The sequence below is a fragment of the Novosphingobium sp. UBA6272 genome (genome assembly GCF_002440635.1).
GTDB lineage: Bacteria > Pseudomonadota > Alphaproteobacteria > Sphingomonadales > Sphingomonadaceae > Novosphingobium.
Genome location: NZ_DJUW01000011.1, coordinates 1 through 22706, shown reverse-complemented (window position 1 = coordinate 22706; position 22706 = coordinate 1). Strand labels below are relative to the sequence as shown.

Sequence of the window (22706 nt, the reverse complement as noted above, 5' to 3'; positions counted from 1 at the left end):
CCAGGCCACTCGACCAACGCCAAGTGCAATTTGCTCCAGGCTAGAAATGCAAATGAGCAATTGCAGAGGAGTTTGTGATTTTGGCGGCTGATAGCACCGTTAAAGAATTAGAGCCCTTGTTGCTTTGAGCGATCTGGTAGTTTTCAAGAACCAATGGTTTGAGAAGGCGTCATACGAAAGTTCTAAGCGATAATGACATCGTACCGCTCAAGCCTTGATCGGTGCGCAATGTTGTAGGGCGCGGTTCTAAGCCTCGCATCTGCTATCGGGGGAAGTCAAATGAATGCCTTGGATGGAATTGCCAAGTACGTAGCGACCAACGAAGTCAAGAGCCGCGACATTCCCACCCGAATGCTGGCAAGCTTGAATGACTATACGCTGGATGAAAGCATCTTGCGGCGCTTTAAGCCTGAGACTCGGTCTGAGATTGAAGCGGCGATCGCAAGAATGCGGCAGCTCTTCGTAAAGAAGGCTGGCGTCAATATCAGCCGGATTTTCTCGCGAGACGAACGGGATTGCGTCGCATCGCATGATCCAATTGCCCGCGATCAGGCTCTTTGGTCGATCGTTGATTCCGTTAGCGATAATCTCAATATCGTAATCCGGTCATTTGAGACGGCGCGGACCCATCATGCGGAACTTTCCGCTCTGCTGGCGCTGCGCAAGCTGGCTCATCATAATATCGATCGGGCCAGCTCGTTCCTGCAATCGGTCGCCGGCGATCAGACCCGCACCGATATGGCGGAATGGGCTGCCTTGGCTCTTCAGGAAATCCACTACGAAGATGGCAACAACCAGTTCGTTCTTGGTGACGCGGTCGCCAAGCGCAGCTGGGCGCATAATCCCAACCATCGCTTCGATGTGACCATGCCGCTGCACTTTGAGTGCATCGCAGTTACCCGCATCGGTGGCGCAACGGTGCGCACGGTGATTTCACCGCAGTGGTTCAGCCAGATTTTCGGCAATGCAATGGCTCTGGTCCGTGCCGATACCTTCCAGGATCAGATTATCCTCGAAAAGCAAGTCGAGGGTCTGCATGCCGATGGCAGTATGCATTATGAGCACTTCCCATTTACCGGCGAAACCCGGAATCTCGGTGGGAACCTCCATCTGCACAATTACTGGTCTGAAATCCGGCGTCCATTTTACCTATCGGGTACAGCGGAAGTCGTGGACGAGAAGCATCCTGTTCTGGTCGATGTCCCGATGACGTTCTTCCGGATGGCGATCACGTCTGCGCCGGCGGTCTATCGACTGAATGACATGCCGGTGCCTGAAAGCGTCCGGGGGATTTTCTTCGGCTTCGGCCATGTTGAACCCCGGGTGTTGATGGCTCGAGGTGGCAAGATCGGCGTGGGAGACTTCCAGATCTCGTCGTCGAACAATCCGGCCACGGGAGAGCCCGCCAACACGTCTTACTACGGTACATTCTACGGCAAGATCACGGACACCAACGAATCCGGTCAACTGGTGAGCAATGCGCGGGATGTGCACTGCGATCTGAAGGGGCGGCTCGATTATATGGGCGATGGCTCGATGGCTCCCGATCCGGTTCGGCCAAACGACTGGAACTAGCAACAAGCCTGGTTGGTTTGTTACCGATCAAGGATGCGATTGCCGGGGACGCAAGTCCCCGGCAATTGTGTCTGTAGAGATTGCATGTTGCGATCGCGGCGAACCGAGCACAGGTTTGGTGGAGGCATCGGCGCGAATCCAGAAGTGATCCGGTGACAGGTCTGTATCGCTCGGAAATCGAAAGGGTGTCTGTGACAGCTTGGTTGCAAGGGCATTGGCGGCGAGTTGGACTCATTGCAGCCGCCGCGGTCCTGATTCTAGCAATGGTCACCTGGCATTACAGCAATGCCATGCGAAACGCTGAGCTGGAGCGGGGCCGCTATCTGGTCGAAGCGGTCATGGCTTGCGATAGCTGCCATACGCCGCGGGGGCCGAATGGACTCGACATGACCCGGCGTTTTTCCGGGGGAACTGAGGTCTGGGATACGGCCTACTTTCGGGTCCGTGGTTCGAACATCTCCGGTGATGACGAAACCGGCATCGGTGCCTGGAGTGAGAGCGATCTTAAGCGTCTCCTGACGCAAGGGATCCGCCCCGACGGTCGGCGTGTTGCGTCGCAGATGCCATCGCTACTCTACAGTGCCCTGACTTCAGATGATCTCGACGCAGTCGTGCGGTTCGTCAAATCGGCGCCCGCGGTTCGCAACAAGGTGGAACTTCCGATCTACAAGCAGGAAGGATATGCCGGCCCGGCAATTCAGCCCCGGCCGGCTGCCGCGATCATGTCTGCAGATCCTGCGGTGCAACGCGGTGCCTACCTGGGGTCTTTGGCCTATTGCATGGCTTGCCACGCCCGCCGACCGGATGGGCGTGTCGATTTGGCGAACTGGGCCGGAAAAGGTGGCTTCCGCATGGTCGGCAGCTTCGGAGAAGTGGTGGTGCCCAACATCACTTCCGACCCCACTATCGGCCTCAAATCTTGGTCAGATGCCGAAATCGCCCGCGCCTTGTTTGAAGGCGTAGGGCGGGACGGTCGCCACTTCAAACTGCCAATGGCGCGCCAGATTTTCTATCGCCGAATGACCCAGAAGGATCAGGCGGCATTGGTCGCCTGGGTGCGCAGCCTGCCACCGCGATGATCGCGCGCAAGTTAGCAAGTAGGGAGAGGATGATGGAGAGTGCTTGCCGCACTATTCTAGCACCATTTCCAAACGAACGATTATTGTTACAGTCAATACTCCTGGCAGCGAAGAAGCGAATGGATACTTTCTTGTAGCTTTGCGTCGACGCTTGGAGACCGGATCCAAAATAAGCGCTGGAGTGACGATATGAAGGTCAACTATCCCCGCCGCCAGTTTTTCGGCATCGGTGCCGCCGTGGCATCGGCTGCAGCTCTCGCGGGTCGCCCCGCGTTCGCTGCGTCCGGATCTGCCAACTCGGTCGTTGAGTGGGACAAGAAGGCAGAGAAGGAAGTGCTCACGCTCCTTCACCACATGCATCATGCCTGGAACGATGGAGACGTCGAATTCATCAAGGGCGCGGTGGCTGATGAGGGGTTTGTCGGCACATTCGAGCTGACCGGAGATGAAAGCCCCGTGGTCCTCACTTCTCGCAGCGAACTGATCGCATTTGTCGAAAAGCTGGTTGGCGATATCAAGGCTTCTGGATCGAAGACCGAAGCATCGCCGAACCGTACGCACCAGGTCCGGGCAACCTCGACCTTCGCAATCTGCACCGAGCAATGCGATTTGATCGAAAGCCATGCTGATGGATCGCGTTCGATTCTTCCGCATCGCGGAACATCGGCATTGGCAAAGACCGAAGATGGCTGGAAATTCGTGCATTGGCATGTTTCCGAAGGCGGAAACGGCAAGCACTTTGATGCTGCTGGAAAGCAGATCGCTTAAGCCCCTTGGCAAGCCTCAACCCACATGCCGGCATGGGTTGGGGCTTGTCGTTCCAGAGAATGTGGGGCAGCCTGCAATTGTAAAGAGCCTGGGAGTCTACCTTGGACGAGCTGCCAGAAGCGAACACCGAGATTTTTGAGGCCGAGCAAGAGCTCATCGAGTTGCAGGCAAAGCTGGCGCAGCTTCGGCAGGCCAAGGTGCGCGGCACGCCTGTAGAAGATTACAGCCTGACTGGGTGGGATGGCCAACCCACTCGCCTATCCGATCATTTTGGCGATAAGAAACAGATGATCCTGATCCATAACATGGGGATGGGCTGTTCGTATTGCACCCTGTGGGCTAACGGATTTACCGGACTATTGCCCTATCTTGAAAGGGTTGCCGCCTTTGTCATGGTCAGCCCGGATGACATCGCAACGCAGCAGGCCGGAGCGCAGGCTCGCGGTTGGAAGTTCAAAATGCTCTCCGCAAAAGGCACAAGCCTATTTCGGGACATGGGCTTCGAACTCAATGACAACAGCCCATGGCCTGGGATGACCACGCTGTACAAGGATGACGGAGGCCAGCTGCGCCGCCACAGCCTGGCTTCATTCGGCCCAGGGGATATGTTCTGCCCTGCATTCAGCTTTGTTGAGCAACTGCCATTCGGTGGTGATCTGGGGCTTGATTGATGGCAGGCGCAGATCGACTAGCGATCCGTCAGGCGTGCGAGCGGGCTAGGGGCCTGTTGGCCTGATTGCGAGTTGAGCCGCCGGAATTTCCTCATTTTGGCGAATAATTGCGCCGCTTAGCCGGTGTCCTCCCGTGTCAGTTGACCAATGCGAAATCGCCATTGCCGCTGAAACCCCTTCATTCTCAAACCAGAATGCAAGCAGCGCTTCGAATGCCAGCGATGCATTTTCAGGCGGCATCGTCAGGCAAATGGTCGGCCCACGGATCTGTAACTGGATGGCGGTAAGTCCTGCCAGAATGCTCGGGCTCGATCCGGCAAAGCGGAGCGGCGATAGCACGCCCCGTTCAAGAGACTGGGCCAGCGTGCGGACCGTCGCAAGACTGCAGTCATCGCTTGCGACAACCAGGCCGAAGTTCTGCATGTCGAATCGGCCGCCTGATTCAATCAATTCTCCGGCAAACTGGGCAACGGCCCAGGCCGCCGGAGGAGCAAAAAGCGATGGGCCATTCCGCCCCGCTACCGCGGCATAATGGGCAACTTTCATCCGTTCACCCGTGCAATCAGTGCGGAATTGAATCCCCCGAATCCAAGTTTGACGCTGATGCCGCATTGCCCTTTCAGCTGACTGGGCGCAGCCAAATGCAGGCGGTCAGCAACGCTGGCCAGCGGATCGGACAGGCCCGCGATCGGTGCGCCTTTCCCATGGCGCAAAGCTTGAAGAAGCAAAAGAAACTCAACCAAGCCGCATGCGCCCAACGAGTGACCGATCGAACCCTTGACTGCCATCATCACCAGATCTGGGTGAGCCGTGAAGCACTCCGCGACAACCTTCGCTTCCGTCAGGTCGTTCAGTTCGGTTCCGGTTCCATGGGCAAGGTAAACCGCTATATCTTGCGGATCGAGGGACCCAGACAACAGTGCCCGTTCTATTGCCAGCCTGACGGAAAGCCCGCTTTGGTCGGGTGCGGTTAGGCCTGACGCGTCGTTTGCCGCTCCAACGCCAAGCAGCTCGAACACCGCGATTTCCGGGCCTTCACTGCGCTGCATCAGCAATGCGCCGGCCGCTTCGCCGATCAGCATCCCGCTGCGCGCCAGGTCAAACGGCCGGACACGATCTGAAGTCATGGTTCCAAGAAGCGAGTGCGCCAAGCGTTTTCCCGGGGTCACAATATCGACTGCAACGACCAAGATCGTGTCAAAACAGTGCCGATCCAGCAAAGCCGCGGCCAGTGCAATGGCATCCGCACCGGAAGAGCAGCCAGAGCCTGCGACGAATGGTGGTCGGGTGAAACCAAGCTGGCTGGCGCAATCGCTTGCCCAAGTTGACATCGTATCCTGCCCGGGCTGATCGAGCAGGTGACCGAAACTGGTCGCAAAAACACAGCCGCACTTGTCCAGGTCAAGATCGCGATCGGCTGACGCTGCTTCAAGAGCCTGCCTGCCCACTTCAACCCCGAGTTGGCGCTGCCAGGCACCCCACGAAGCCCCGTCCTGCGGATGATTGGGCAATACGGCGACCAGGTCATTTCGCAATAGCCAGGCGCATTCCAGAGGGGCGAAGGCATCTCTGCCGGCGATTAGTGCTGCGTATGTTGCGTCAGCATCGCCAAATGGGGATTGCATTGCACTGGCGATCACGGCCAGCGGTTTCATCTCAGGTGCCGCCTGTGGGCAAGCGTTGCCGGATCACGATCCACCTGCCTGCGCGTTGTGTCGGCCTGACGCCATGGCACTGTAACTCCGATCTATCGCCGTGGCCACGGCAGCTGCCTGATCGAGCAGGAAATAGTGTTCGCCGTCAAACCAATCCAAAGAGTACTGAGAAGACGTGAACAATTGCCAGTCCGCCAGGCCCTCCGGATTTGTCATACGGTCTTCACGGCCAGCCAGCACCAAAACCGGGACATCGATCCTGGATTTGTCAGGGCGGTAACTGGAGAAGATGGCTTGATCGCGGCGCAGCGCCGTCAGGGCCGGCTGGGACATCGCGAAGCTCAACCCTTTCGGAATTCCGCCAATGCCTTTCAGGTGCTCGAACAATTCGAGGTCACTCATATCTGCCATCTTGAACAGCCAGGCATTTGCATGGTGCGGCGCATTTCGGCCCGATGCCACGAGCAGGCTGGGGGCAATCCCGCCTCGGGCCCGAATCAACTTTACCACTTCAAATGCAATCAATGCGCCCATGCAATGCCCGTGCAGAACATAGTCTCCGTTCATATCTAACTGCTCAACGGTCCGGGCGGCGCATTCCTCGATGGTCTTTGGCGGCGGCTCTTCCAAGCGCTGCCCGCGGCCTGGAATCTCAATTGGAACCGTCCGGGCCGTTTCCTTTGGAAATGCCCTGCAATAGGAACGAAAACTGGCGGCGCTGCCGCCGCCAAACGGATAGAGATAGATTGTTCTCGCTCCGATCGCAGTGGGCGTGCCTCCGCTCATTTGTGAAAAACTTCCCGACTTTGCTGGACAATCCGATCGGGCACTTCGTGCCGCCGAAGTCGCGACTTGAGAAAGAGCCGGATTGCGTCGAGATCGAGCTCTTTCCCGTCGCGCGCCCAGACTCTGGAGACCAGTTCGGATTCCGCGCCCTCGGCGGTCCGGGCGAAGCCGATGTCCGGATGCATCTCTATGATCTTGTCGATGCTTCGCGTGTTCAGCTTTTCGCCTTTTCGGACCACTATGTCCGCCCTTCGGGACACGTACCGCAAATAACCGTCCCGATCTTGCGTGAACATGTCGCCGGTTTTCAGAAAACCGTCAGCGGTAAAAGGTTGACCAGAAGAATTCTCACCGACCTTGCGGCGGCACGCGGAAGGCGTCTTCACCAAGAGCTGCCCGACACCATCGGGATCAGGACCTTCGATCCGGACTTCAACGCCATCGAAGGGGCGCCCGACCGAATCGAAAACGTCTGCCGGGGCGCTGTGGGCGGGCAATACAGAAATCCGGGGCCCCGCTTCGGTCAGGCCGTAGGTTATGTACAGTTCGTCGATAAACGGCTTGGCCAACAGCCGAGCAACGTCGTCCGCGGCAAAGCGATCGCCGCCAATGCTAAGCGATCGCAGGTTGGGCAGTCGGGTACCCTTTTCCAGCAATGTACGGGCGATTGTCGGCGTAATTCCACAGACCGAAATCTTTTCGCGCTCGATCAAATCGCCAAAGCGCCGGTCATTGAAGGGCGGGCCATCAATTATGAGCTCGCCGCCGCCAAGCATTGTTCCCAAGCTTTGAGTGACGAGGCCGTAGGTATGAAACAAAGGCAATACAACGAGTTGCCTATCCTTGTCGGTAAGGGATAAAGTCCGATTTGTGCTCGTTGCATTCCAGGCCAGTGTATCGACTGTATGGACACAGGCCGACTGAGCACCCGATGTTCCGGTAGTCAGGATGAGGACGTCATAGGGCTCATAGGCCGGCGCGACATTGTCGGTCGGGGCGACGCCCAACGAGCCGACGGTTGCTATCCGTGGTGTATTGAGCGCTCTTGTCATGGCCGGCGCTCCAGCAACGGCGGCGATATTCAACGATGCCTGCAGCGCCACAATCTGGGCTGCCTTCAACGACGGCGGAGCAGCACAGGGCACGCAGCCGACGGCCAGAATCGCGATCCAGTGCAGTAGAAATTCTGCGCTGTTGGGCGCGCATAGCAGAATCGCGCTTCCAGGCTTCAGATCAAGCCGGGAATAACCTTCAAGGATGTCGCAATAGCGGGGGCGAAACTCTGAAAAATCGGCAATTCGCCTGTCGATATCGGCTGCATTCTCGATGATACGCTGCGCAAAAACACTCATCTCCGGGGCTTTCGTTTGACAGCTTGAAGCGCGTCTCAGGCAGTTTTGGCGAAGCGCCCAACCAACTGCGCCAGACTTGCAATCGTCGCGAAGTTCTCCGGGGTAAAATCATCGTCAGGAATGGTAATTGCGAAAGCGGTTTCAACTTGGGTCTTGAGCTCTACAAAACCCAGGGAATCAATGCCGAAGTCTCCGCGGAACGTGTCAGATGCCTGAATTTGTTCGATATCCCGCTCAACGAACAAATCGTCGATCAAGATGTCCCTGAGCCGCAATTCGATTTCGTTCATCAGTTGAATTTCCTTTTGGCCTTGCTCACCGGCATGAAGTCCTATTGAGAACGCGTTGGCTTTTCACCCACGGCTACAAGCGCCTGCCGCTCAATGCGAGCAAGGTACTGCTGCCCGGATGGTTGGACGGTGATGGGCCCGAATATGTCCTCGATAAGCGGTGCCAGATCGTTAACTGGATGCCCCTCAAGGCGGACCAGATCATACATTTCGTACATATGCAGGATAGCATTTGTTCTGGCTTGCTCCGGCGAGTTGCCCAGCAGGGTAAAGGAATCGTCGAGTTGAACAATGTCGATCACAGCAAACCCGGAACTGCTCAGCAGGCTGCGCATCTCGGATTGCGAAAAATGAGGATAGGGGTGGCCGGTTCTGGAAAAGGGATCAACGACCTCCTCGAACCAGCGTGCCGTCGCTCCACCGGTTTCAAAATCGTGCAGAACCAGTCGGCCGCCTGGCCGAAGCGTTCGCCAGGCTTCCGATATGGCGATCTGTCGTTCCCCACCAACCAGATGATGGCTGCCGTAGGCGATCAGAACCCCATCAAGCATATTGTTGGCGATCAAGCTGTGGGTGGCCGACTGGCGCAAGGCACAGATGCCCTGAGCGAGGCAAGCTTCGATCATCAGCCTGGATATATCGGCGGTGATAATGTCAGGCCCAGGCTCGGCCTGTGCCGCGCAAAATCGCGTCAGGGTGCCGTCACCGCCAAGCACGTCGAGCAATTTGAACCCCGGGCCGGGGGTATGGGCTTGGCTGGCAAAGCAGCGTAACAGGGATTTCATACCTGTGGCGCGGTTGCCAAGTTGACGCTGTGCCTTGTTGTAGGCCTGGCCTCGGCCGCCTTCCCGGTTGCCTTCGAATTCCCAGGAGGCCTGATTTAAGTTAGCGATTTCCAGTTCAGCAGCTGCGCTGCGGTCAAGGTCAATCAGGGCGTAAAGTTCGGGCTGCATCTGGCGCAGCAAGGACAGGTAAGCGTTGATCCCGCCGCCATTCAGGTAAGTCGCGGTGCTGTTTCTCTCTAGAGCGGCAGGCTGCATTTCGTACTCTATCAATGAACCGGAAAAATTCCCGCCCCTAAGCCCTATCATTGCTGTTGTGTGGCTCAAAACTTCTCTTGTATTGCTGGAAAGCAGACTGAATCGAGCAATCGGAGAGAAGTTGCGGTCAATAGTTGCGCTAGTCTGGCACTCACTTCCGACCAGCACTTGCCGCTTGACCGCGGACGGAGTTCGATGTTGCAACTACGCATAGGCTCGGGCTTTCGCCAACGCGCGCATGCAGCGTTCAAGGTTGCTGCGCTGCCGTTGGCCCTGGCGGTCGTGGCGAGCGCGGGCATGGCTGATGCTCCTTATGCTGATGAGGAAGCTTTGCCGCCTGATTCAGTGCATGTCGTGCCCGATCGGCTTTCAGACATCGAGCTGCTGAGAGCAGACAAGGACCCTTTCCCAATTGTTGATTCCTATGCGTGGCGGGCATTTATCGCGCTAAATTGGCCTGCCTTGCCAGGCGCCGATCGACGCGGAGAGCCTGATCGGGCCAAGACTATCGGCGATCCCGGCCCGCGGGTCTGGGAAAGCTTCCGGTCGCGCCACGAACTCTTCCAACTGGATCAAGCTGCAAAGGCATCACCGACGCCAGGCTGGAGCAGCTACGACGGACTGAACCCGTGTGGGCCGAACGTCGATAATCGGGAAAAAACCGTCGCGGCTTTTGAGCCGTTCAAGGACTTCAATCAGCCAACCTTTGTTCTGCGAAAGCAAGGTAACCCCCTGGTTGCGCAAAACGGCACCTATGTTCGGTATGAAACGCGAATCAATCAGCTGACTTATGATGCGATTGCCAAGCCTGGCTGGAGCATGGGGCAAAACCTGCCGACACCGGACGCACCCGCGCGGATGCCCAGCGGTTCGATCGCAGTGAAGGCCGCCTGGCGTGTTCTGACAGACGCAGACACGCCGGCAATCCGGGCGCGCTATTATATCTCTCACGGCGCCAATATCGTCGACGTGGCTCGGACAAAGGCTTCGGGGAAGACCGTTTGCACAAAGGCAGACCTTGCCCTCGTGGGTCTGCATATCGTGGTCAGGACCCGGTTCAGGCCGCAAGGGATATGGAGCAGCTTTGAACATGTCGATAATGTGCCGGCGATCGGAAAAGGACCTTTCCGGGAACCTGACGCGCGCGATTCCGGGGCTCCCTATTCATTCTACAACCCGGACCATCCTGAAAGGCAGCTTTGGCCGCTTTATGGATCTCCTCAGACCAAGCCCGTAGATCTCGCCAACCCGCCAAGCTTGTCGCCGGTGCCGAACCAGGTTGTGCGCAGGCTTCCTATCCACGGTTCCACCGTAACCCTCAATCGCCAGGTTTCGGCGCTTCCGGGAATAAAGGGTACGGTGTGGGAGCACTACATGCTGGTCGCAACGCAGTGGCCTACCGTGACCAGGCCGGTCGCGCCGTTCAACGACAGTGTCTTCTTTCCAGAGCATCGCAATGAAAACCTGGCCAATACGACCATGGAAACTTATTTCCAGGACCGTCCGGCCAACTGCATGTCCTGTCACCACAAGGTGGCGAACAGCCGCGGACGCGACTTCGTTGGAATAATTGACAGTTTCCGATAGCCAATCCCGCTTGCCCTGGCGGGCTGGATTTTATCCGCAAAGAAATGGTGCCCAGAAGAGGACTCGATTTAAAATTATATCATTGTAATTAAATGATTTAATACTGCCTGAGGCCCCAATTGGAGCCCCCATCGGAGCCCCCAAAATATATTTTTGCTTAGGTTCGAGTCCCCGAAGGTGCAAAACTCATGGAAACCAATCGGGGCAATTTCTACGACAAATTGATGTGCGGACATAGCCATTTTGCGGAACTATGAGCTGCCAATCTGCCCTTCTTTGCGCAAGGTCTACACTGTTATCCATGGCCGATGTGAGAGGCAGTCGTGGCACCCCGAAACAAAAATCAGCATACCCTGCCCGAGCGCACCATCCTACAGACCGAACGAGATTGCTGCCTAGTCGGACGTCGGCGAATTTTCGGAATCGAAAGCAGAATCTAGCTGCCCATCGTTCAGCCGCGAATGTGGGCCGGGCGCTTGGCCATCTGGCGCCATAAGGACCGCAGACATTGAACCGGATTATCCAATACCGCTGGATCTACAGCCCAATGCCGCAGATCCGGGTCCGCCTCGCTCCGATTACCGCCGTCGTAAATTTCGACCACGATCAACAGCCGCCGCGCCTGATACGCGCCATTCGTCGTTTGCGGCAATTCTCACAACGCCGCCCAGTCAAAATCTTCCCGCATGCCGGACGAGGAAACCATCGTGCCGCACTCCAAACTCAGAGCGCCGTAGACTTAGATTTTCACCGCCTAGGGAATCCCCGTGAGTCAGAAACCGCGCGGATTGGTATCAGGCTGGCTCTGCAAATTCTATTTGCAACGGTTCACTCGCTGGTTCGCCAAGCGTCTTATCTAGCGCCATAGAAGCTGATCTGGCGGCTGGGCCATCTTTCGTTTGCCCGACAAAATCGAATTGCGCTCGCAGATGCTCGAGAAGCATTCGTCCCAGTACAATTGGCACGGCATTACCGATCTGGCTTCCCGCAGCCATCAGCCCGCCTTCAAAGCGGAAGCTATCGGGAAAGGTCTGAATTCGGGCGGCTTGTCGCAAGGTTATTCCGTGGTTGAGTACGGGGTGGACGAAACGCCCTTTCGAAGGGTTGATGCAGGCGGTCGTCATTGTCGGTGCAGGCTTGCTGGGATCTATGCGCCCATAGACGTCGTTATGTCCGTCGTGCTCCTCGTGGCATGCGAGCGTTCGACCGGAGTCTCGTCTACTGCCTCCATTTGCCGGCGTGCGGGCGAAGGCGGCGACCAGCTCGTTGCTGTGATTCATATGAACGTCGTTAGGATCGCCGCGCTGAGCTGGCAGAAATGCCTGACTGCAGTTCAACCACGGAAGAAGTCCGCCGCTTCCATCGGCATTGTAGGCAGGCGTCGGCGGCCAGGCAAAATCGTCCCGCATTGCGCCCGGCTGGACACCTAGAATGAACACGCGTCGCCGGCGCTGCGGAACGCCATAGTTGCGGGAGTCAAGCACGACCGGCCTGAACAGCCTGTAGCCTGCGGACCGCCCCTCATCATAAAACCGCGCTAGTGCCGCGCTATGCCGAGGCCAGAGCATCCCGGGAACGTTCTCCATCAGGAAAGCGTGCGGCTTGAAGGCCCGGACGAAATCGAAGTAGACGTGGATGAGGTCGTTGCGACGATCGCTGACCCCGGTGTCGTTGAGCCGATGGGTCGAAAAACCCTGGCAGGGCGGTCCACCCAACATGAGGTGGATTTGGCCCCGCCTGCGCAAGGTCTCGTCGGCCAGCCTGACGGGATCAAGTTGCCGGATATCTGCCTCGAGCAGCCGCGTCGGCCGCCTGCCGCGGACGAGGTTCTGCCGATAAGTCGCAGCAGCGTGGCAGTCCTGCTCGACCGCGAGCGATACCTCGAAACCCGCTTGCCGGGCCGCAAGGGATAACCCGCCGGCACCGGCAAACAGGTCCACGCACCTCAGTGCTGGAAGGTCTCGCTTGCCTATGGCCATTTACCCCCGTGCCTGTCTTTGAGACTTGCTGCAAAGCACAAAAGAGTACCGGAGCGCATGCCGGCTTGTCGAGTGCCTATTGGTTGCGATGGTCGGCCCGGCCGGATGCGACGCTGAAATAGCGCGATCGGGTGACGCCGCGGGTGAACCTCGGCTGGTCGAAGGTCTCCGGCTTGACATACCAAACTTGGCTGACCGGCAGTGCCGCAGCGACGATCGCAGCCGCGGCCGCTTGCATTTTGTTGCCCGTGAGACCGATCTCGAAGTCGAGGCCGCTGCGGATGAACCAGCGCTCGTGCTGTCGGGCGAGGCTGTTGACGAGCTCGCCGAGATTGCCGGCGTCTGCGGATGCAATGACGCCGCCCGGCGTATCCTCGAGCGCGACCCGGGCTGCGATCCCGCCGACCCGTGCCCTCGAGGTTTCGGCAATGTCGGTAATAATCTGGACAGCGTCATATTCGCGCGCTGCCGCCAGGTGCAACAATCGTTCATGGCGTGGCGAGGCGAAGGCAGAAAGCGCGCGCAGCCTGGTCCCATCAGTCTCGGCGGCGAGAAGGGGAAGCAATTGATAGGGGCCTCTCTCGCCCGTCAGCACGCCTCGCAGCGCGGTCAGCAGCTGATGGGGATCCGAAGCGCCGTAGGCTTCGAGAACCTTGCGAAGGTCCTCTTCGAGCGGATAGTATTCGTCCGCGCCGGTGTAGGCGATGATGAGATCCCTTTCCGCGCGAAGGCCCGCGCGAACCGCAGTAAACAGGGCGGGCTTTGCCAAACCGGTGATGTCGACCATCGTGCGGCCCTCGAGCGCCGGGCCGGAGCCGTCGGAAAAGTCCGGATAGGCAACCTCCTCCAGGGAAATGCCCCGGTCAGTGATCGCCTTGCGCATGTCGTCACCGTGCCCTGGATTGTCGTACCGGATGGCAATCACCCGTCGAGGTCTCAACCAAGTCAATGTCCGCATCAAGGATTCCGGAGTTCTGTCCTCGAATCCTAACCCGATGATGAGGTCGTCTACGGTTGTTTTTGCTAGGTCCTCAGAAGCCACTTCATGCACGGCCGGCGCCGGCGGAAAGACCATCGGCAGGCTATCCTGGTCAGAAGGTCCGGAGGAACTGTCGAGCTGGGCCAGCAGGTCCATCTGCGTCGCCTGGCTCTCCGGCGTCGCCCTTTGGGCATGTTCGATTGGCCGTTCCGCTATGTCATCTGAGGAAGGTTCGTCCTCACTCTCGGGCGCAGCAGTGGAAAGGTTGCGCAGGAGAATTTCCCGTCCCGCCGTCGGCTCCTTGAGCCATCGCTGCAAATCCTCGCCCGACAGCTCGAACCGGTCGCGATCGGACAGTCCGATGAAGTTTGCCAGGCCGTAGATTTTTCGAAACGTCAGCTTGAACTGCTGGACCGGATCGGAATCGTGCGTCTTGGTCCGGGCGGTGCCTCCTGTGAACACGAACACGCCAGCATCGACCAGCTCGCGTAGCCTCGTCATCTGTTCCTGCAATTCGCCTGCGGTCACTCGCACATAGAGTGAGGTGTACTGCCTGATCCTGCCCGTCGGCTTCTCCCGCCCGGACTCCATCAGCAGCTGATGCGAAGCCTCTGCGAACTGAAGCGCTACCAGCTTGAGATCGCTGCCTCTGCGGTCGAGGCTGTAAAGGTGGCGCGCGCAGAAATCCTGAAACACCTCATGCTGTCGTTCCGGCTGCACCGGCAGCGTGATTCCGCTACCGGTGAGGATTTCCTGATATATTTGGATTACCGCGCCGATGTCTCCGACGCAGACGCCCGCCAGCGCCCGAAGTCCATGGTAAAGCCGTTTGCGCTCTCGCGAGCGTGTACGCGTCTCGGCTATGGCGCGGGCTATGGACTCGAGATCCTTATCTCCGAGCACGTTTGCGGAGCTTTGCCCGGGATGCCCAGGAAACAGCCGGGCGCGTGCATCGAGAATCTCGGTGACGAAGGTCTTGCCGCTTCGATCTTTCAGCCGGGTCTGCACTTCGGCCCCCAGATCGAACGTCGTGAAATCGCGGCCGGCAGCAGCCGGGTGGACCTGCCCAGGAGACTTAAGGCTGAGGAAGATCGTCTGCGCTTCCGAGGTTAGCTTGAATGCGCAATGAGAGTGCTGAAACAGCAGCGCCGAGAGCAGTTCCTCGATGCGATCGGCATCGAGGTAGCGGGTCGAGACGTCATCGAGGAGGAAAAGGATCTGCGCATCGTGCCAGATCGGGGCCGCTTTGCGGATCGCGTCTGCGAGCAGAGGAAACGCGGTGTTAGGATTGGTTGCCAATCGCAAACCAGAATCGCTGCGGCTGACCCTGATCAGCAGGTCGCTTAGACATCGCTCGAGATGCTCGATCGTGGATGGCTGTTCGAGTTCAGGTCGCGGTGCGAGTGATTCGCAGACTGCATGGAGAAGTCCGACGCCCGCGTCGAACGCGATGGCATCCTTGGCAAGATCCTCGAGATGGGCCATCGCTCTCGCCGCCTGGGCCGCGTAGGCGACCAGCAGGCGAGCGAAAAGTTCCTCGGTCGAAGGCCGGTCGGCTCGAGGATCGACAGGGATCAGCCGTTGGGCTGAGACAAAGAGGCCGACGTACCCGTCCTCTTTCACCCGCTTCAGGGCGGCCGCATCTTCCTCCTTCGGAAGGACGGCGGCGCGGGCATGAAACTGCAACGAATGGAGCAGCATGGTCTTTCCGCAACCACGCATTCCCGTCATAACGAGAGGGCCTGGCGAACTGACTTTCCTCAACCAAGCTCCGTCGGGATCGACGATCAGCTGCGGCACATACCAAGCATCGAGCGTCTGCGCGTTGTAGGATTGGTCGAAAGTGCGCAGGACGGTTTGATTTCGCCACGGACGCCATGCTTCCGCGGTACGATGGTATTGCTCGCGGATGCCGGTAATCATGTCGGAGGCCACAGGTGTCCGCTGGTTCTCGGTCGCGGTAGCCAGGCCTTGAGCGATCCCGTGCAGCTTCAGCCCGATGCGCTTGTCCAGATCAGGTGCGGTATCGCCGCCGGACAGGAGCCGGTCGGCCATCGCGAGAATATGGTGTCCGATCCAGTGCAGGTCACCCGTGTAGCCGCCCCCGGACCGCCGATCGCCGGCGACCGAACCTAGGTCTATCGCCACGGCCCGGATAGCGGGCTCGATGGCATCGGCACGTCTTCGCCCGGGTGGAAGCTCCTCGACGATGATATTGCCCGCGTGCAGGTCGTTGTGGTTGACCAGAAGGCGCTCAAACTCCTCCTTCATCCGGAACAGGTCGCAGGCGATCTGGGCGGCCTCCGGCGCCGTTAGCGGTCGCGCGCCCGACAGATATTTTGCAAGGGTGTCGCCATCCACGAACTGAAGCACCGCGACATGGCAGCGCAGGACGAGGCCCGCAAAGTCGATGTCCGCGTCGAAGATGTCGTCAACGGCCACGACATGATCCGCGCCATCGGCAACCTCCGAGTGGCGCGCGGACTCAGCTGCAAAGTCCTTGTCGAACTTTTCGTACATGGCGACCGGCGCGACCTTGAGGACCCGCAAGGCGCGGTTGAGGCCGGTCCTCGGCCGGGCGACGAAGGTCGCGGCGTAGAAACCGCGCCCGAGCGGCCGTTCGACGTCGAAATCGCCGATCGATGTCGGCGTCGAGGTCAGCGGAAAGCCGTATTCGCGGCCGCAGTCAGGACACCGGTCGCTCAGCCGCTTCAATTCCTGACCGTTGTCAGGACAGTTGAAACAGCAGAACTTGCCAGTGTCGGACATAGATTTTCTCTTTCTCGAAATTTCACACGATTTGGTTTTAAGGCATTGTCATTCACAGATTATACGTACCGCGACGAATTGGGGAGTGTGCTGGCACGAATTACGTCGATTCGTTCAAATACCTCCGCCGCCATTTGCTTGATGGGAAACGCAGTGTCGAGACGGGTCAGTGCGGCATAGTCAAACCAGTTAGCTTCCATCACCTCGCTTTTGAGCCTAGGCGTCGTCTCGCGACTGACGCCGACGAAAACGAAGTCGACGTACATCGCGCAGCCATTGGAGGTCGTTTCCTGGATGATCGCCAGTGGTTGCGGCAAACGGACATTTCCTTCGTGTTCCCAGAGGGGAAGGTCCGAGAGATCCGACAAAACGATCGACAGGCCGACCTCTTCGGCTATCTCGCGCAGCACGGCATCATGAGGCGACTCGCCAGCTTCGACCTTGCCCCCCGGAAACATCCATTTCCTGAAGGTAGGATGGAGAACGCAGAGCAGCTTCGGAGACGATCGATGTAGCACGATAAGGCTAGCGGACTGTAATCGTGGCTGGGGATCGTTCATCTTACGTACCCACCTGTCGCACCGATTGAAATCGCCGCTTCATCAGATCGCCTGCACGAAAATCCTGGCGAACGACGAGGTCCGGGTCGGCGTTCACGAACAGTGAAACAGACATCCGCTGTTGGCCGCTCCCAAGAACGCGGTGTTCAATCGCTGGCGCAACGCCAAGCTCTTGCAGGATCTCGCCCGTCATCACGGCAACCTCATCTTTGCCGATCGCAATGGGGAGCCATTGATCGCCTGCGCGTCTCTGCAGTCCCGGTTGCGTGGCGGCCGGCAAGATCGTGAATAGGTCGATGTCGGTGTGGGGTTGATTCACTTCTCCCACATATCCCGGCGGGTACCATGTCATCCGCAATACTGGACCATCGCAGCGATCCATCATGAGAGAGAGAGGGCCAGTCAACCTCGTGGTCGTAACTTCCTCAAGCGCGCGCGCGCAGACATCCAGCCTGGCGATCAAAACCCGCCGCAGTTCCACCAGTGCAAGCGGGACATCCGTCGCACGCTCCGCGAATTCCAAGTAGCGCTTCGGGTCGGGTTGCAAAGCACCAGGCGGTGTTTCCGGAGGGCCCGGCAGCACGTCGTCGCTATGCACCATCTCTCCAAATTCGGCGTAGGCCGCCTGCAGCGGGCCGGCGAGGCCAGGGCAGGCTAGGATCAACATGATGGTAGCAGAGTGTGACGGCCAAGATGGCGGATGACTTGAAACGGGGCTATGCTACAGACCGCTACGAAAGGACTTCGAAAATTGTTGAACGACGCCATTGATCGCATCGCTGGATCAGACGCAAGTTCGCCATCTGCCGACGCCGTCGCGTCGAGCATGACGGCGCAGGAGATCCGCGAGGCCGCAATAATCCATCTTTCAGCTCTGCTGGAAGGCGCGCCGGACAGCGTTGGTGAGGAAGACATTCTCATCAATGGCCTGAAACTGAAATTCGTTGCGACTGACAAATCGGACACCCCTATTCATTATGACGACGTTGCCGTCGGCTTTGCGGTGGAAGGGGCGTCATTGGCGCGACGCGATGGGCCCACTTCGCTGGCAGCTCTGCTCCGCATCTTCCTTTATGCACGAGATTGCAGCGATAGTCTTCTGTTCCTCCCGGCGGCGATGAGATCGGAGCGGATCGCTGCACTGGCTAAAGCGACGGATGCGAGCGAGCGCTTCGTGCGCTTTGTGTTGGCGGGCTATCACAACCTGTCTGCGCGGGCCGCAGCATGAGCCTGCTCGTTGCAATCGAAGGTGCTGACGGGGCGGGAAAGGCGACAGCGGCCGAGAATGTCAAGGCAGCGCTGCTGGCGCGAGGTCTGTCGGCAACGGTTATCTCGTTTCCTCGATACAAGGACACAGTCGGCGGCGTGACGCTGGGCGAATTCCTGTCAGGGCGCATGCCGGTGCCAGTTACGCCGCAGGCTGCGGCCGTGCTCTACGGACTCGATCGTTTTGAGTCCGTCGCCGTGATAGCCGAGGCGGCGAAAGCCCACGATGTCGTGGTCTTCGATCGGTACATACCCTCAAACATGGTTTATCAGGCCTCGAAGGTGACGCCGGAGGAAAGCGTTGCGCTCATGCGGTGGATCTACGCGCTCGAGACCGAGGCATTCGCTGTTCCTGCCCCTGACCTGTCGATCTATCTGGATACGCCCTTGGATGCGGCGCAGCGTCTGATGAAACTGAAGGACAAGCGCTCTTACACCGATCGTCAATACGATGAGCATGAAGCGGACATGGCGCTTCAGCGTGCAGTTCGTCTGAACTATTCGGCGATCGCCGAACTGGGATTGTCGGGACCTTGGCGAACCGTCCAGACCATCAAGGACGATCAGCTCCGCGCTCCACTCGAGATTGCCTCCGAGATCGTAGATTTGGTCATTCACAGGCTCTGCGAGCTTCGCGACCACGAAAGCGCCAGCCAGATAGCTTCGCGCGCCTGATGAACGCGTTCCGCAGGGTCGTGCGCGAGGACGACGGCATCGGCTCGGGTCGAGAGAACCTCTGTTGCACGCGCGCCTAGCAGTCGTCTGTAGGACGGATCTTCTGATCGCAGGCCATCAACGGCGATGGGGATATTCTCGTCTACCTGCGAGAACAGGACGACATCGTAGGTTGAAATCCATCGTTCCGAAAGCGGGCTCACGGAGGTGAACCACGGATCATCCTCATATTGAACGTGCTCGCCATAATGTGCGAGGATGTCGGGCACGCCGCGGTCGCACAGCATGATTGTCTCGGTACCGCGTGACGCTTCGATTTCCCGGGAAATCTGCGTGGTCAACAGCCATAAACTCGCGGAATGGGTCTGCGCCTCGTTGAGGGGGAAAGGACAAGACCGGGCGAGGTCGGGGAGCTCGACGATCGTCAGCCCATCTTTGCGCAATTCGGTGCCAAGGGCGCGGATCAGGGTGGATTTTCCGGTAGAATAGGCTCCGGTGACGATCGCCTTCAGCATCGGCTCACGTCGTCACGATTGAATGAAGCGTGACCCCCTTAGGAGCGAGGCGAGCCGCGGCATTGTCGCCCGTTTTCACCTTCAGTTGCGGCTCGAACACGACCAGAAAATCACTGACTTCCCATCCGCATGCTCGCAGATCGTCGATGAGGCGTAAGGCCTTTCCTCCGCCCGTGCTGCTGTCGTCCACTATCAGCCCTTTGCTTCCTAACGCAGGCAGCTCGGCGAAGTCGAACATCGCGCGAGGATCGGTCGGGTCGGACCTGAACTTATGGTCCGGGTTGTGAAGCAGCAGGGGTTTCTTGAGCAATTCCGCGAAGCACGCTCCCAGGAGTGGTGAACCACTCTTGGGCGTGACCACGAAATCGAATTCACTGTTCGCGATCGTACCCCCTACGCCGGTCAGAGTCCGCCACAGCGCGGAAAGGTCGCGTGCGAACACGCGCGCCAGGCTCAGGTCCGCCGTCGCGCCCATCAGGTCGAAATAGTGATCTCCCTTTACCGCAACCTGCGATCCCACCACGACCTTGTGTCCGATCTTCGTCGTCGCCAGCCGTTTGTGCACGCGCTCGGCAAGATTGTCGCCAGCGATCTGTTCCAGTCGTGCCGCTTGGTTGGCTCGTTTCGGCGTGTCGACGTCCACTCCGAATTCTTTAAGAAGACGCATCGTCTCGCGAAGTCTATTCCGGTTTATCCATTTTGATGCCCAAGCCGGAAGGAACCCGACCATCTCGAGAACTTGGAACAACGTCGCGAGAACGAGTACCCAAAGTATCACAGTGTTGACACCACTTTGAAACAATTGATCGACCCAGCTAAAATCAAGATTAGCCGGCTGAACATGACTAGCGGCGCCAGCAGAACTGTTCATGTTGCTCCCCCTCAATCTGAAGTTCGTGACGGAGCGGAACTGCCGGTGAGAGTCAAGCTTCTCGTAATCGCGATGACCCTCTCAAAGGGATTGCACCGGATTGGCGCAGCGCGATAGGTGAGTAGAGCCAATGACACGTGGTCTTGAGCCACATAATCCGTTTCGCGATTTTCATCCGTGGCCGGGGTAATCCGCCTTGTGGTCATGATGTACGTTCGCTTCCCGCTGCGCCTGCGGAATGTTTAAAATCTACTCGTCGAGCGCGGCATCGATCTATGCAATGAGATGGTAAAGCTGTGGTGGACCCGGTTCGGTCTACTGATCGCCGCCGACATCCGCTGCTAGCGGGTAAGCCATACGCGAGGCTAGCGGCAGTGGCGCTGGCACTCGAACGAGATTTACTTCAGGCTCAATGGCGAGATGACTTCTTTGTGGCGGGCCGTCTATCACGAGGGTCAAAGCCTTGAGAGCTTCGTGACGACGAAGCGGGCGATGCAATGCTTGTGGATGAAGACAGCGCAGTAATTCGCCTCGGTCCACTACGAGCGCAACCTCGTCGATCGGCAGACTTACCGAGAACGCCGCTCGGCCACGTTGGCCAAGTGGCAGTCGCTTGCCAGTCGACTATGCGCACCCAAGGCGAATTTCTGCCGTTTAGAGAGCAGTTCATCGGGCTGACAGCTCCGGATAATCCCTTGGGAACGACATGAACGAACTTGAGCTTCCAGGCGGCCCAAAATTTTCCTCGAGCGGCGATCGGCGAAATGGAGATTGCATAGGATTTTTCGCCGCACTTGGTGAAGAGTTTGCCAACGAGGCCTGGTTCAATCGAAAACACGCCCAATTGATGTGATTCGGCGCAAAGGGTGCGCGAAGGAGCGTAAATGTAGCGCACAGCAGCGGATTCGGAACCAACTGGAGCCCCCTCTCAAAAATTTCTCCGGTCCATTTGCGTTCCCTTTCGTCCGCATGCATTCCCATATCGTCTCAAATGCATTGCGCAACGCAGTTCGTTCTATTTTTGTTCTTTCCTACAGAACGAATCGGATTTAGCCATCAACTTGTCACAGGGAACGGGGAGTTCCTGTTTCGAGGAAAGTCGCTCTCCCGCCTTCAGGATCGGCGGGGCAGCGTGGCCCGCAAGCTTCCTCGTGACCGGTCAATCCGGTCCCTGTGACACCCCTCCCTCCCAAGGACCGTGTCATGAATACCCCTGAATTGCTGACCTGCCAGGAGGTGCTTCACCTCACTGGCATCCGGAGCCGCACGACCATCTGGCGGCGCATCCAGACGGGCCAGTTTCCTTCTCCCGTTGACCTTGGCGCTGGCCGCATCCGCTGGCGCGCTTCCGACATTTCAGAATGGATCAGCGGCCTGCCGCTGCGCCGCTACTGACCCTCGTTTGGCGGGCAGTGGCCCGCAGAAAGTCTCACCCATGTCTATCTGTTCACGGATCAAGTCGGCCCTGCGTAAGCGCGGCCTGATCATCAAAACCGTTCGCCCAGCCGAAGCGGCACGCATCGGCGAACTCGTCGATCTCATCTGCCAGAGAAACCAGGATGGCAGTGCGTTTCGCTATGCCCTGCGCCATTGGCGAAGCGGCGAACGCCCGATCGTCGAGCGCTTTTCAGGGCACGATACCTCGCTCGAAGTCGAAGGCCCCTGCTTCATGAATGATGGCCGGGGCTACGCGCTTGGCAGCCAGCTTTTCGACGGCTCGCGCTGGTTCATTATCTATCCCGCCGAGACCAACGATATCGCGAACGAACTGCGCAGCGCGATCGATAGCGTGCTGCGTCGCTGGGCCGATCAGCATCCCAGCGCTGCCTACAAATTCGATCCGCGAAGGCTCCGCGACCGGTCGCACGACGACGACACCGCGCGCCATATGGTCGCGCTCCAGACCTGGTCCGACTGGCCCGAGGAGCAAGGCTCCAATGACCGATAGGGCGCAATCAACCGGTAGAATCAAGGGCCACGATGCGATGCATCGGGCCCCGATTCTGACTACACACCCCACGCACGCGTGCAGCGAGCAGTCCTGCGGGTTTGACGGGATGCGGATAGCATCTGCAAATGCCCGTCTCCCTCATTGTAGCGCAATTCCGCCATTTCAGGAGATGGCGGATCGCATCGCGGCAGGAGCAGCCCGGTGAACGCGCGGGCGCAGACGGTGCGCCTCAATCCGTCGCAATACCGGGTGCTGGCCGGGCTCGCCGCCAAGCGCGGCGTGAGCGAATACGCCATGCTCGCGAGGGTGGTCGAAGCTGGCCTGCTGCCGGTTTGGTG

Annotated in this window: 23 protein-coding genes; 11 read left to right on the top strand and 12 right to left on the bottom strand. The window is 58.5% G+C overall.

Translation table 11 applies throughout. The features are described from left to right. The first annotated feature begins 279 nt into the window (after positions 1–279). From B2V17_RS05670 to B2V17_RS05655, 4 genes are all read left to right on the top strand, one after another. Complete coding sequence (locus tag B2V17_RS05670) at positions 280–1575, top strand: hypothetical protein (protein ID WP_292996098.1); 1296 nt, start codon at positions 280–282, stop codon at positions 1573–1575. Between the two features lie 263 nt (positions 1576–1838). Continuing rightward, positions 1839–2654 (top strand): c-type cytochrome, encoded by an 816-nt coding sequence (locus B2V17_RS05665; RefSeq protein WP_292996096.1) that lies wholly within the window; start codon positions 1839–1841, stop codon positions 2652–2654. Between the two features lie 189 nt (positions 2655–2843). Then, positions 2844–3422 (top strand): nuclear transport factor 2 family protein, encoded by a 579-nt coding sequence (locus tag B2V17_RS05660; protein ID WP_292996094.1) that lies wholly within the window; start codon positions 2844–2846, stop codon positions 3420–3422. 101 nt (positions 3423–3523) lie between these two features. After that, a complete protein-coding gene (locus B2V17_RS05655; RefSeq protein ID WP_292996092.1) occupies positions 3524–4093 on the top strand; it encodes a DUF899 family protein in 570 nt (189 codons plus the stop codon). A gap of 45 nt (positions 4094–4138) precedes the next feature. Here B2V17_RS05655 and B2V17_RS05650 read toward each other — a convergent pair whose 3' ends face one another. From B2V17_RS05650 to B2V17_RS05625, 6 genes are read right to left on the bottom strand one after another with little or no spacing between them, the layout of a single operon-like run. Beyond that, complete coding sequence (locus B2V17_RS05650) at positions 4139–4639, bottom strand: hypothetical protein (protein WP_292996090.1); 501 nt, start codon at positions 4637–4639, stop codon at positions 4139–4141. Then, positions 4636–5748, bottom strand: coding sequence for a beta-ketoacyl synthase N-terminal-like domain-containing protein (locus B2V17_RS05645; protein ID WP_292996088.1), 1113 nt, complete (start codon positions 5746–5748; stop codon positions 4636–4638). Before B2V17_RS05645 ends, B2V17_RS05650 begins: the two co-directional genes overlap by 4 nt. 33 nt (positions 5749–5781) lie before the next feature. After that, the gene (locus tag B2V17_RS05640; protein ID WP_292996086.1) at positions 5782–6534 is read right to left on the bottom strand and encodes a thioesterase II family protein; all 753 of its coding nucleotides are present in this window, start codon (positions 6532–6534) and stop codon (positions 5782–5784) included. Beyond that, positions 6531–7886 (bottom strand): class I adenylate-forming enzyme family protein, encoded by a 1356-nt coding sequence (locus tag B2V17_RS05635; RefSeq protein ID WP_292996084.1) that lies wholly within the window; start codon positions 7884–7886, stop codon positions 6531–6533. The genes B2V17_RS05640 and B2V17_RS05635 overlap by 4 nt, the downstream gene beginning before the upstream one ends. A gap of 35 nt (positions 7887–7921) precedes the next feature. After that, the gene (locus tag B2V17_RS05630; RefSeq protein WP_292996082.1) at positions 7922–8176 is read right to left on the bottom strand and encodes an acyl carrier protein; all 255 of its coding nucleotides are present in this window, start codon (positions 8174–8176) and stop codon (positions 7922–7924) included. A 41-nt stretch (positions 8177–8217) separates the two neighbouring features. Further along, positions 8218–9384, bottom strand: coding sequence for a class I SAM-dependent methyltransferase (locus tag B2V17_RS05625; protein WP_292996080.1), 1167 nt, complete (start codon positions 9382–9384; stop codon positions 8218–8220). 27 nt (positions 9385–9411) lie between these two features. Between B2V17_RS05625 and B2V17_RS05620 the strand changes: the two genes are divergently transcribed. After that, on the top strand, positions 9412–10803 hold the full coding sequence (locus tag B2V17_RS05620; protein ID WP_292996078.1) for a hypothetical protein: 1392 nt from the start codon (positions 9412–9414) through the stop codon (positions 10801–10803). 794 nt (positions 10804–11597) lie between these two features. Here B2V17_RS05620 and B2V17_RS05615 read toward each other — a convergent pair. The 4 genes from B2V17_RS05615 to B2V17_RS05600 all read right to left on the bottom strand — a co-directional run bounded on the left by B2V17_RS05615 (position 11598) and on the right by B2V17_RS05600 (position 17757). Next, positions 11598–12743, bottom strand: coding sequence for a DNA cytosine methyltransferase (locus B2V17_RS05615; protein WP_292996076.1), 1146 nt, complete (start codon positions 12741–12743; stop codon positions 11598–11600). A gap of 115 nt (positions 12744–12858) precedes the next feature. Continuing rightward, on the bottom strand, positions 12859–16530 hold the full coding sequence (locus tag B2V17_RS05610; RefSeq protein ID WP_292996074.1) for a hypothetical protein: 3672 nt from the start codon (positions 16528–16530) through the stop codon (positions 12859–12861). 59 nt (positions 16531–16589) lie between these two features. After that, the gene (locus tag B2V17_RS05605; RefSeq protein ID WP_292996072.1) at positions 16590–17090 is read right to left on the bottom strand and encodes an NUDIX domain-containing protein; all 501 of its coding nucleotides are present in this window, start codon (positions 17088–17090) and stop codon (positions 16590–16592) included. Between the two features lies 1 nt (position 17091). Beyond that, positions 17092–17757 (bottom strand): 2OG-Fe(II) oxygenase family protein, encoded by a 666-nt coding sequence (locus B2V17_RS05600; protein WP_292996070.1) that lies wholly within the window; start codon positions 17755–17757, stop codon positions 17092–17094. 87 nt (positions 17758–17844) lie between these two features. Between B2V17_RS05600 and B2V17_RS05595 the strand changes: the two genes are divergently transcribed. Together B2V17_RS05595 and B2V17_RS05590 are read left to right on the top strand one after the other, a co-directional pair. Beyond that, positions 17845–18318: a hypothetical protein gene (locus B2V17_RS05595; RefSeq protein ID WP_292996068.1), complete on the top strand. Its 474-nt coding sequence runs from the start codon at positions 17845–17847 to the stop codon at positions 18316–18318. Further along, on the top strand, positions 18315–19031 hold the full coding sequence (locus B2V17_RS05590; RefSeq protein ID WP_292996066.1) for a thymidylate kinase: 717 nt from the start codon (positions 18315–18317) through the stop codon (positions 19029–19031). Before B2V17_RS05595 ends, B2V17_RS05590 begins: the two co-directional genes overlap by 4 nt. Here B2V17_RS05590 and B2V17_RS05585 read toward each other — a convergent pair. Next, a complete protein-coding gene (locus B2V17_RS05585; RefSeq protein WP_292996064.1) occupies positions 18971–19546 on the bottom strand; it encodes an AAA family ATPase in 576 nt (191 codons plus the stop codon). The two genes, B2V17_RS05590 and B2V17_RS05585, sit on opposite strands and share 61 nt — an antisense overlap. 4 nt (positions 19547–19550) lie before the next feature. Further along, positions 19551–20417, bottom strand: a complete 867-nt coding sequence (locus B2V17_RS05580) for a hypothetical protein (protein WP_292996062.1) — start codon at positions 20415–20417, stop codon at positions 19551–19553. Positions 20418–20837: 420 nt separating this feature from the next. Between B2V17_RS05580 and B2V17_RS16520 the strand changes: the two genes are divergently transcribed. From B2V17_RS16520 to B2V17_RS05565, 4 genes are all read left to right on the top strand, one after another. Continuing rightward, positions 20838–20942 (top strand): hypothetical protein, encoded by a 105-nt coding sequence (locus tag B2V17_RS16520; RefSeq protein ID WP_324475870.1) that lies wholly within the window; start codon positions 20838–20840, stop codon positions 20940–20942. Between the two features lie 181 nt (positions 20943–21123). Continuing rightward, positions 21124–21270, top strand: a complete 147-nt coding sequence (locus tag B2V17_RS05575) for a hypothetical protein (protein WP_292996061.1) — start codon at positions 21124–21126, stop codon at positions 21268–21270. Positions 21271–21620: 350 nt separating this feature from the next. Next, positions 21621–21812: a helix-turn-helix transcriptional regulator gene (locus B2V17_RS05570; protein WP_292996059.1), complete on the top strand. Its 192-nt coding sequence runs from the start codon at positions 21621–21623 to the stop codon at positions 21810–21812. Positions 21813–21852: 40 nt separating this feature from the next. After that, a complete protein-coding gene (locus B2V17_RS05565) occupies positions 21853–22365 on the top strand; it encodes a hypothetical protein (RefSeq protein WP_292996057.1) in 513 nt (170 codons plus the stop codon). Positions 22366–22706 lie beyond the last annotated feature (341 nt).

Excerpts from the sequence above, each read along its gene's own strand:
- B2V17_RS05670 (WP_292996098.1), top strand. The coding sequence starts at position 280 with ATGAATGCCTTGGATGGAATTGCCAAGTACGTAGCGACCAACGAAGTC.
- B2V17_RS05665 (WP_292996096.1), top strand. The coding sequence starts at position 1,839 with ATGGTCACCTGGCATTACAGCAATGCCATGCGAAACGCTGAGCTGGAG.
- B2V17_RS05660 (WP_292996094.1), top strand. The coding sequence starts at position 2,844 with ATGAAGGTCAACTATCCCCGCCGCCAGTTTTTCGGCATCGGTGCCGCC.
- B2V17_RS05650 (WP_292996090.1), bottom strand. The coding sequence starts at position 4,639 with ATGAAAGTTGCCCATTATGCCGCGGTAGCGGGGCGGAATGGCCCATCG.
- B2V17_RS05645 (WP_292996088.1), bottom strand. The coding sequence starts at position 5,748 with ATGAAACCGCTGGCCGTGATCGCCAGTGCAATGCAATCCCCATTTGGC.
- B2V17_RS05640 (WP_292996086.1), bottom strand. The coding sequence starts at position 6,534 with ATGAGCGGAGGCACGCCCACTGCGATCGGAGCGAGAACAATCTATCTC.
- B2V17_RS05635 (WP_292996084.1), bottom strand. The coding sequence starts at position 7,886 with ATGAGTGTTTTTGCGCAGCGTATCATCGAGAATGCAGCCGATATCGAC.
- B2V17_RS05630 (WP_292996082.1), bottom strand. The coding sequence starts at position 8,176 with ATGAACGAAATCGAATTGCGGCTCAGGGACATCTTGATCGACGATTTG.
- B2V17_RS05620 (WP_292996078.1), top strand. The coding sequence starts at position 9,412 with ATGTTGCAACTACGCATAGGCTCGGGCTTTCGCCAACGCGCGCATGCA.
- B2V17_RS05610 (WP_292996074.1), bottom strand. The coding sequence starts at position 16,530 with ATGTCCGACACTGGCAAGTTCTGCTGTTTCAACTGTCCTGACAACGGT.
- B2V17_RS05605 (WP_292996072.1), bottom strand. The coding sequence starts at position 17,090 with ATGAACGATCCCCAGCCACGATTACAGTCCGCTAGCCTTATCGTGCTA.
- B2V17_RS05600 (WP_292996070.1), bottom strand. The coding sequence starts at position 17,757 with ATGTTGATCCTAGCCTGCCCTGGCCTCGCCGGCCCGCTGCAGGCGGCC.
- B2V17_RS05590 (WP_292996066.1), top strand. The coding sequence starts at position 18,315 with ATGAGCCTGCTCGTTGCAATCGAAGGTGCTGACGGGGCGGGAAAGGCG.
- B2V17_RS05585 (WP_292996064.1), bottom strand. The coding sequence starts at position 19,546 with ATGCTGAAGGCGATCGTCACCGGAGCCTATTCTACCGGAAAATCCACC.
- B2V17_RS05580 (WP_292996062.1), bottom strand. The coding sequence starts at position 20,417 with ATGAACAGTTCTGCTGGCGCCGCTAGTCATGTTCAGCCGGCTAATCTT.
- B2V17_RS16520 (WP_324475870.1), top strand. The coding sequence starts at position 20,838 with ATGACTTCTTTGTGGCGGGCCGTCTATCACGAGGGTCAAAGCCTTGAG.
- B2V17_RS05575 (WP_292996061.1), top strand. The coding sequence starts at position 21,124 with ATGAACGAACTTGAGCTTCCAGGCGGCCCAAAATTTTCCTCGAGCGGC.
- B2V17_RS05570 (WP_292996059.1), top strand. The coding sequence starts at position 21,621 with ATGAATACCCCTGAATTGCTGACCTGCCAGGAGGTGCTTCACCTCACT.
- B2V17_RS05565 (WP_292996057.1), top strand. The coding sequence starts at position 21,853 with ATGTCTATCTGTTCACGGATCAAGTCGGCCCTGCGTAAGCGCGGCCTG.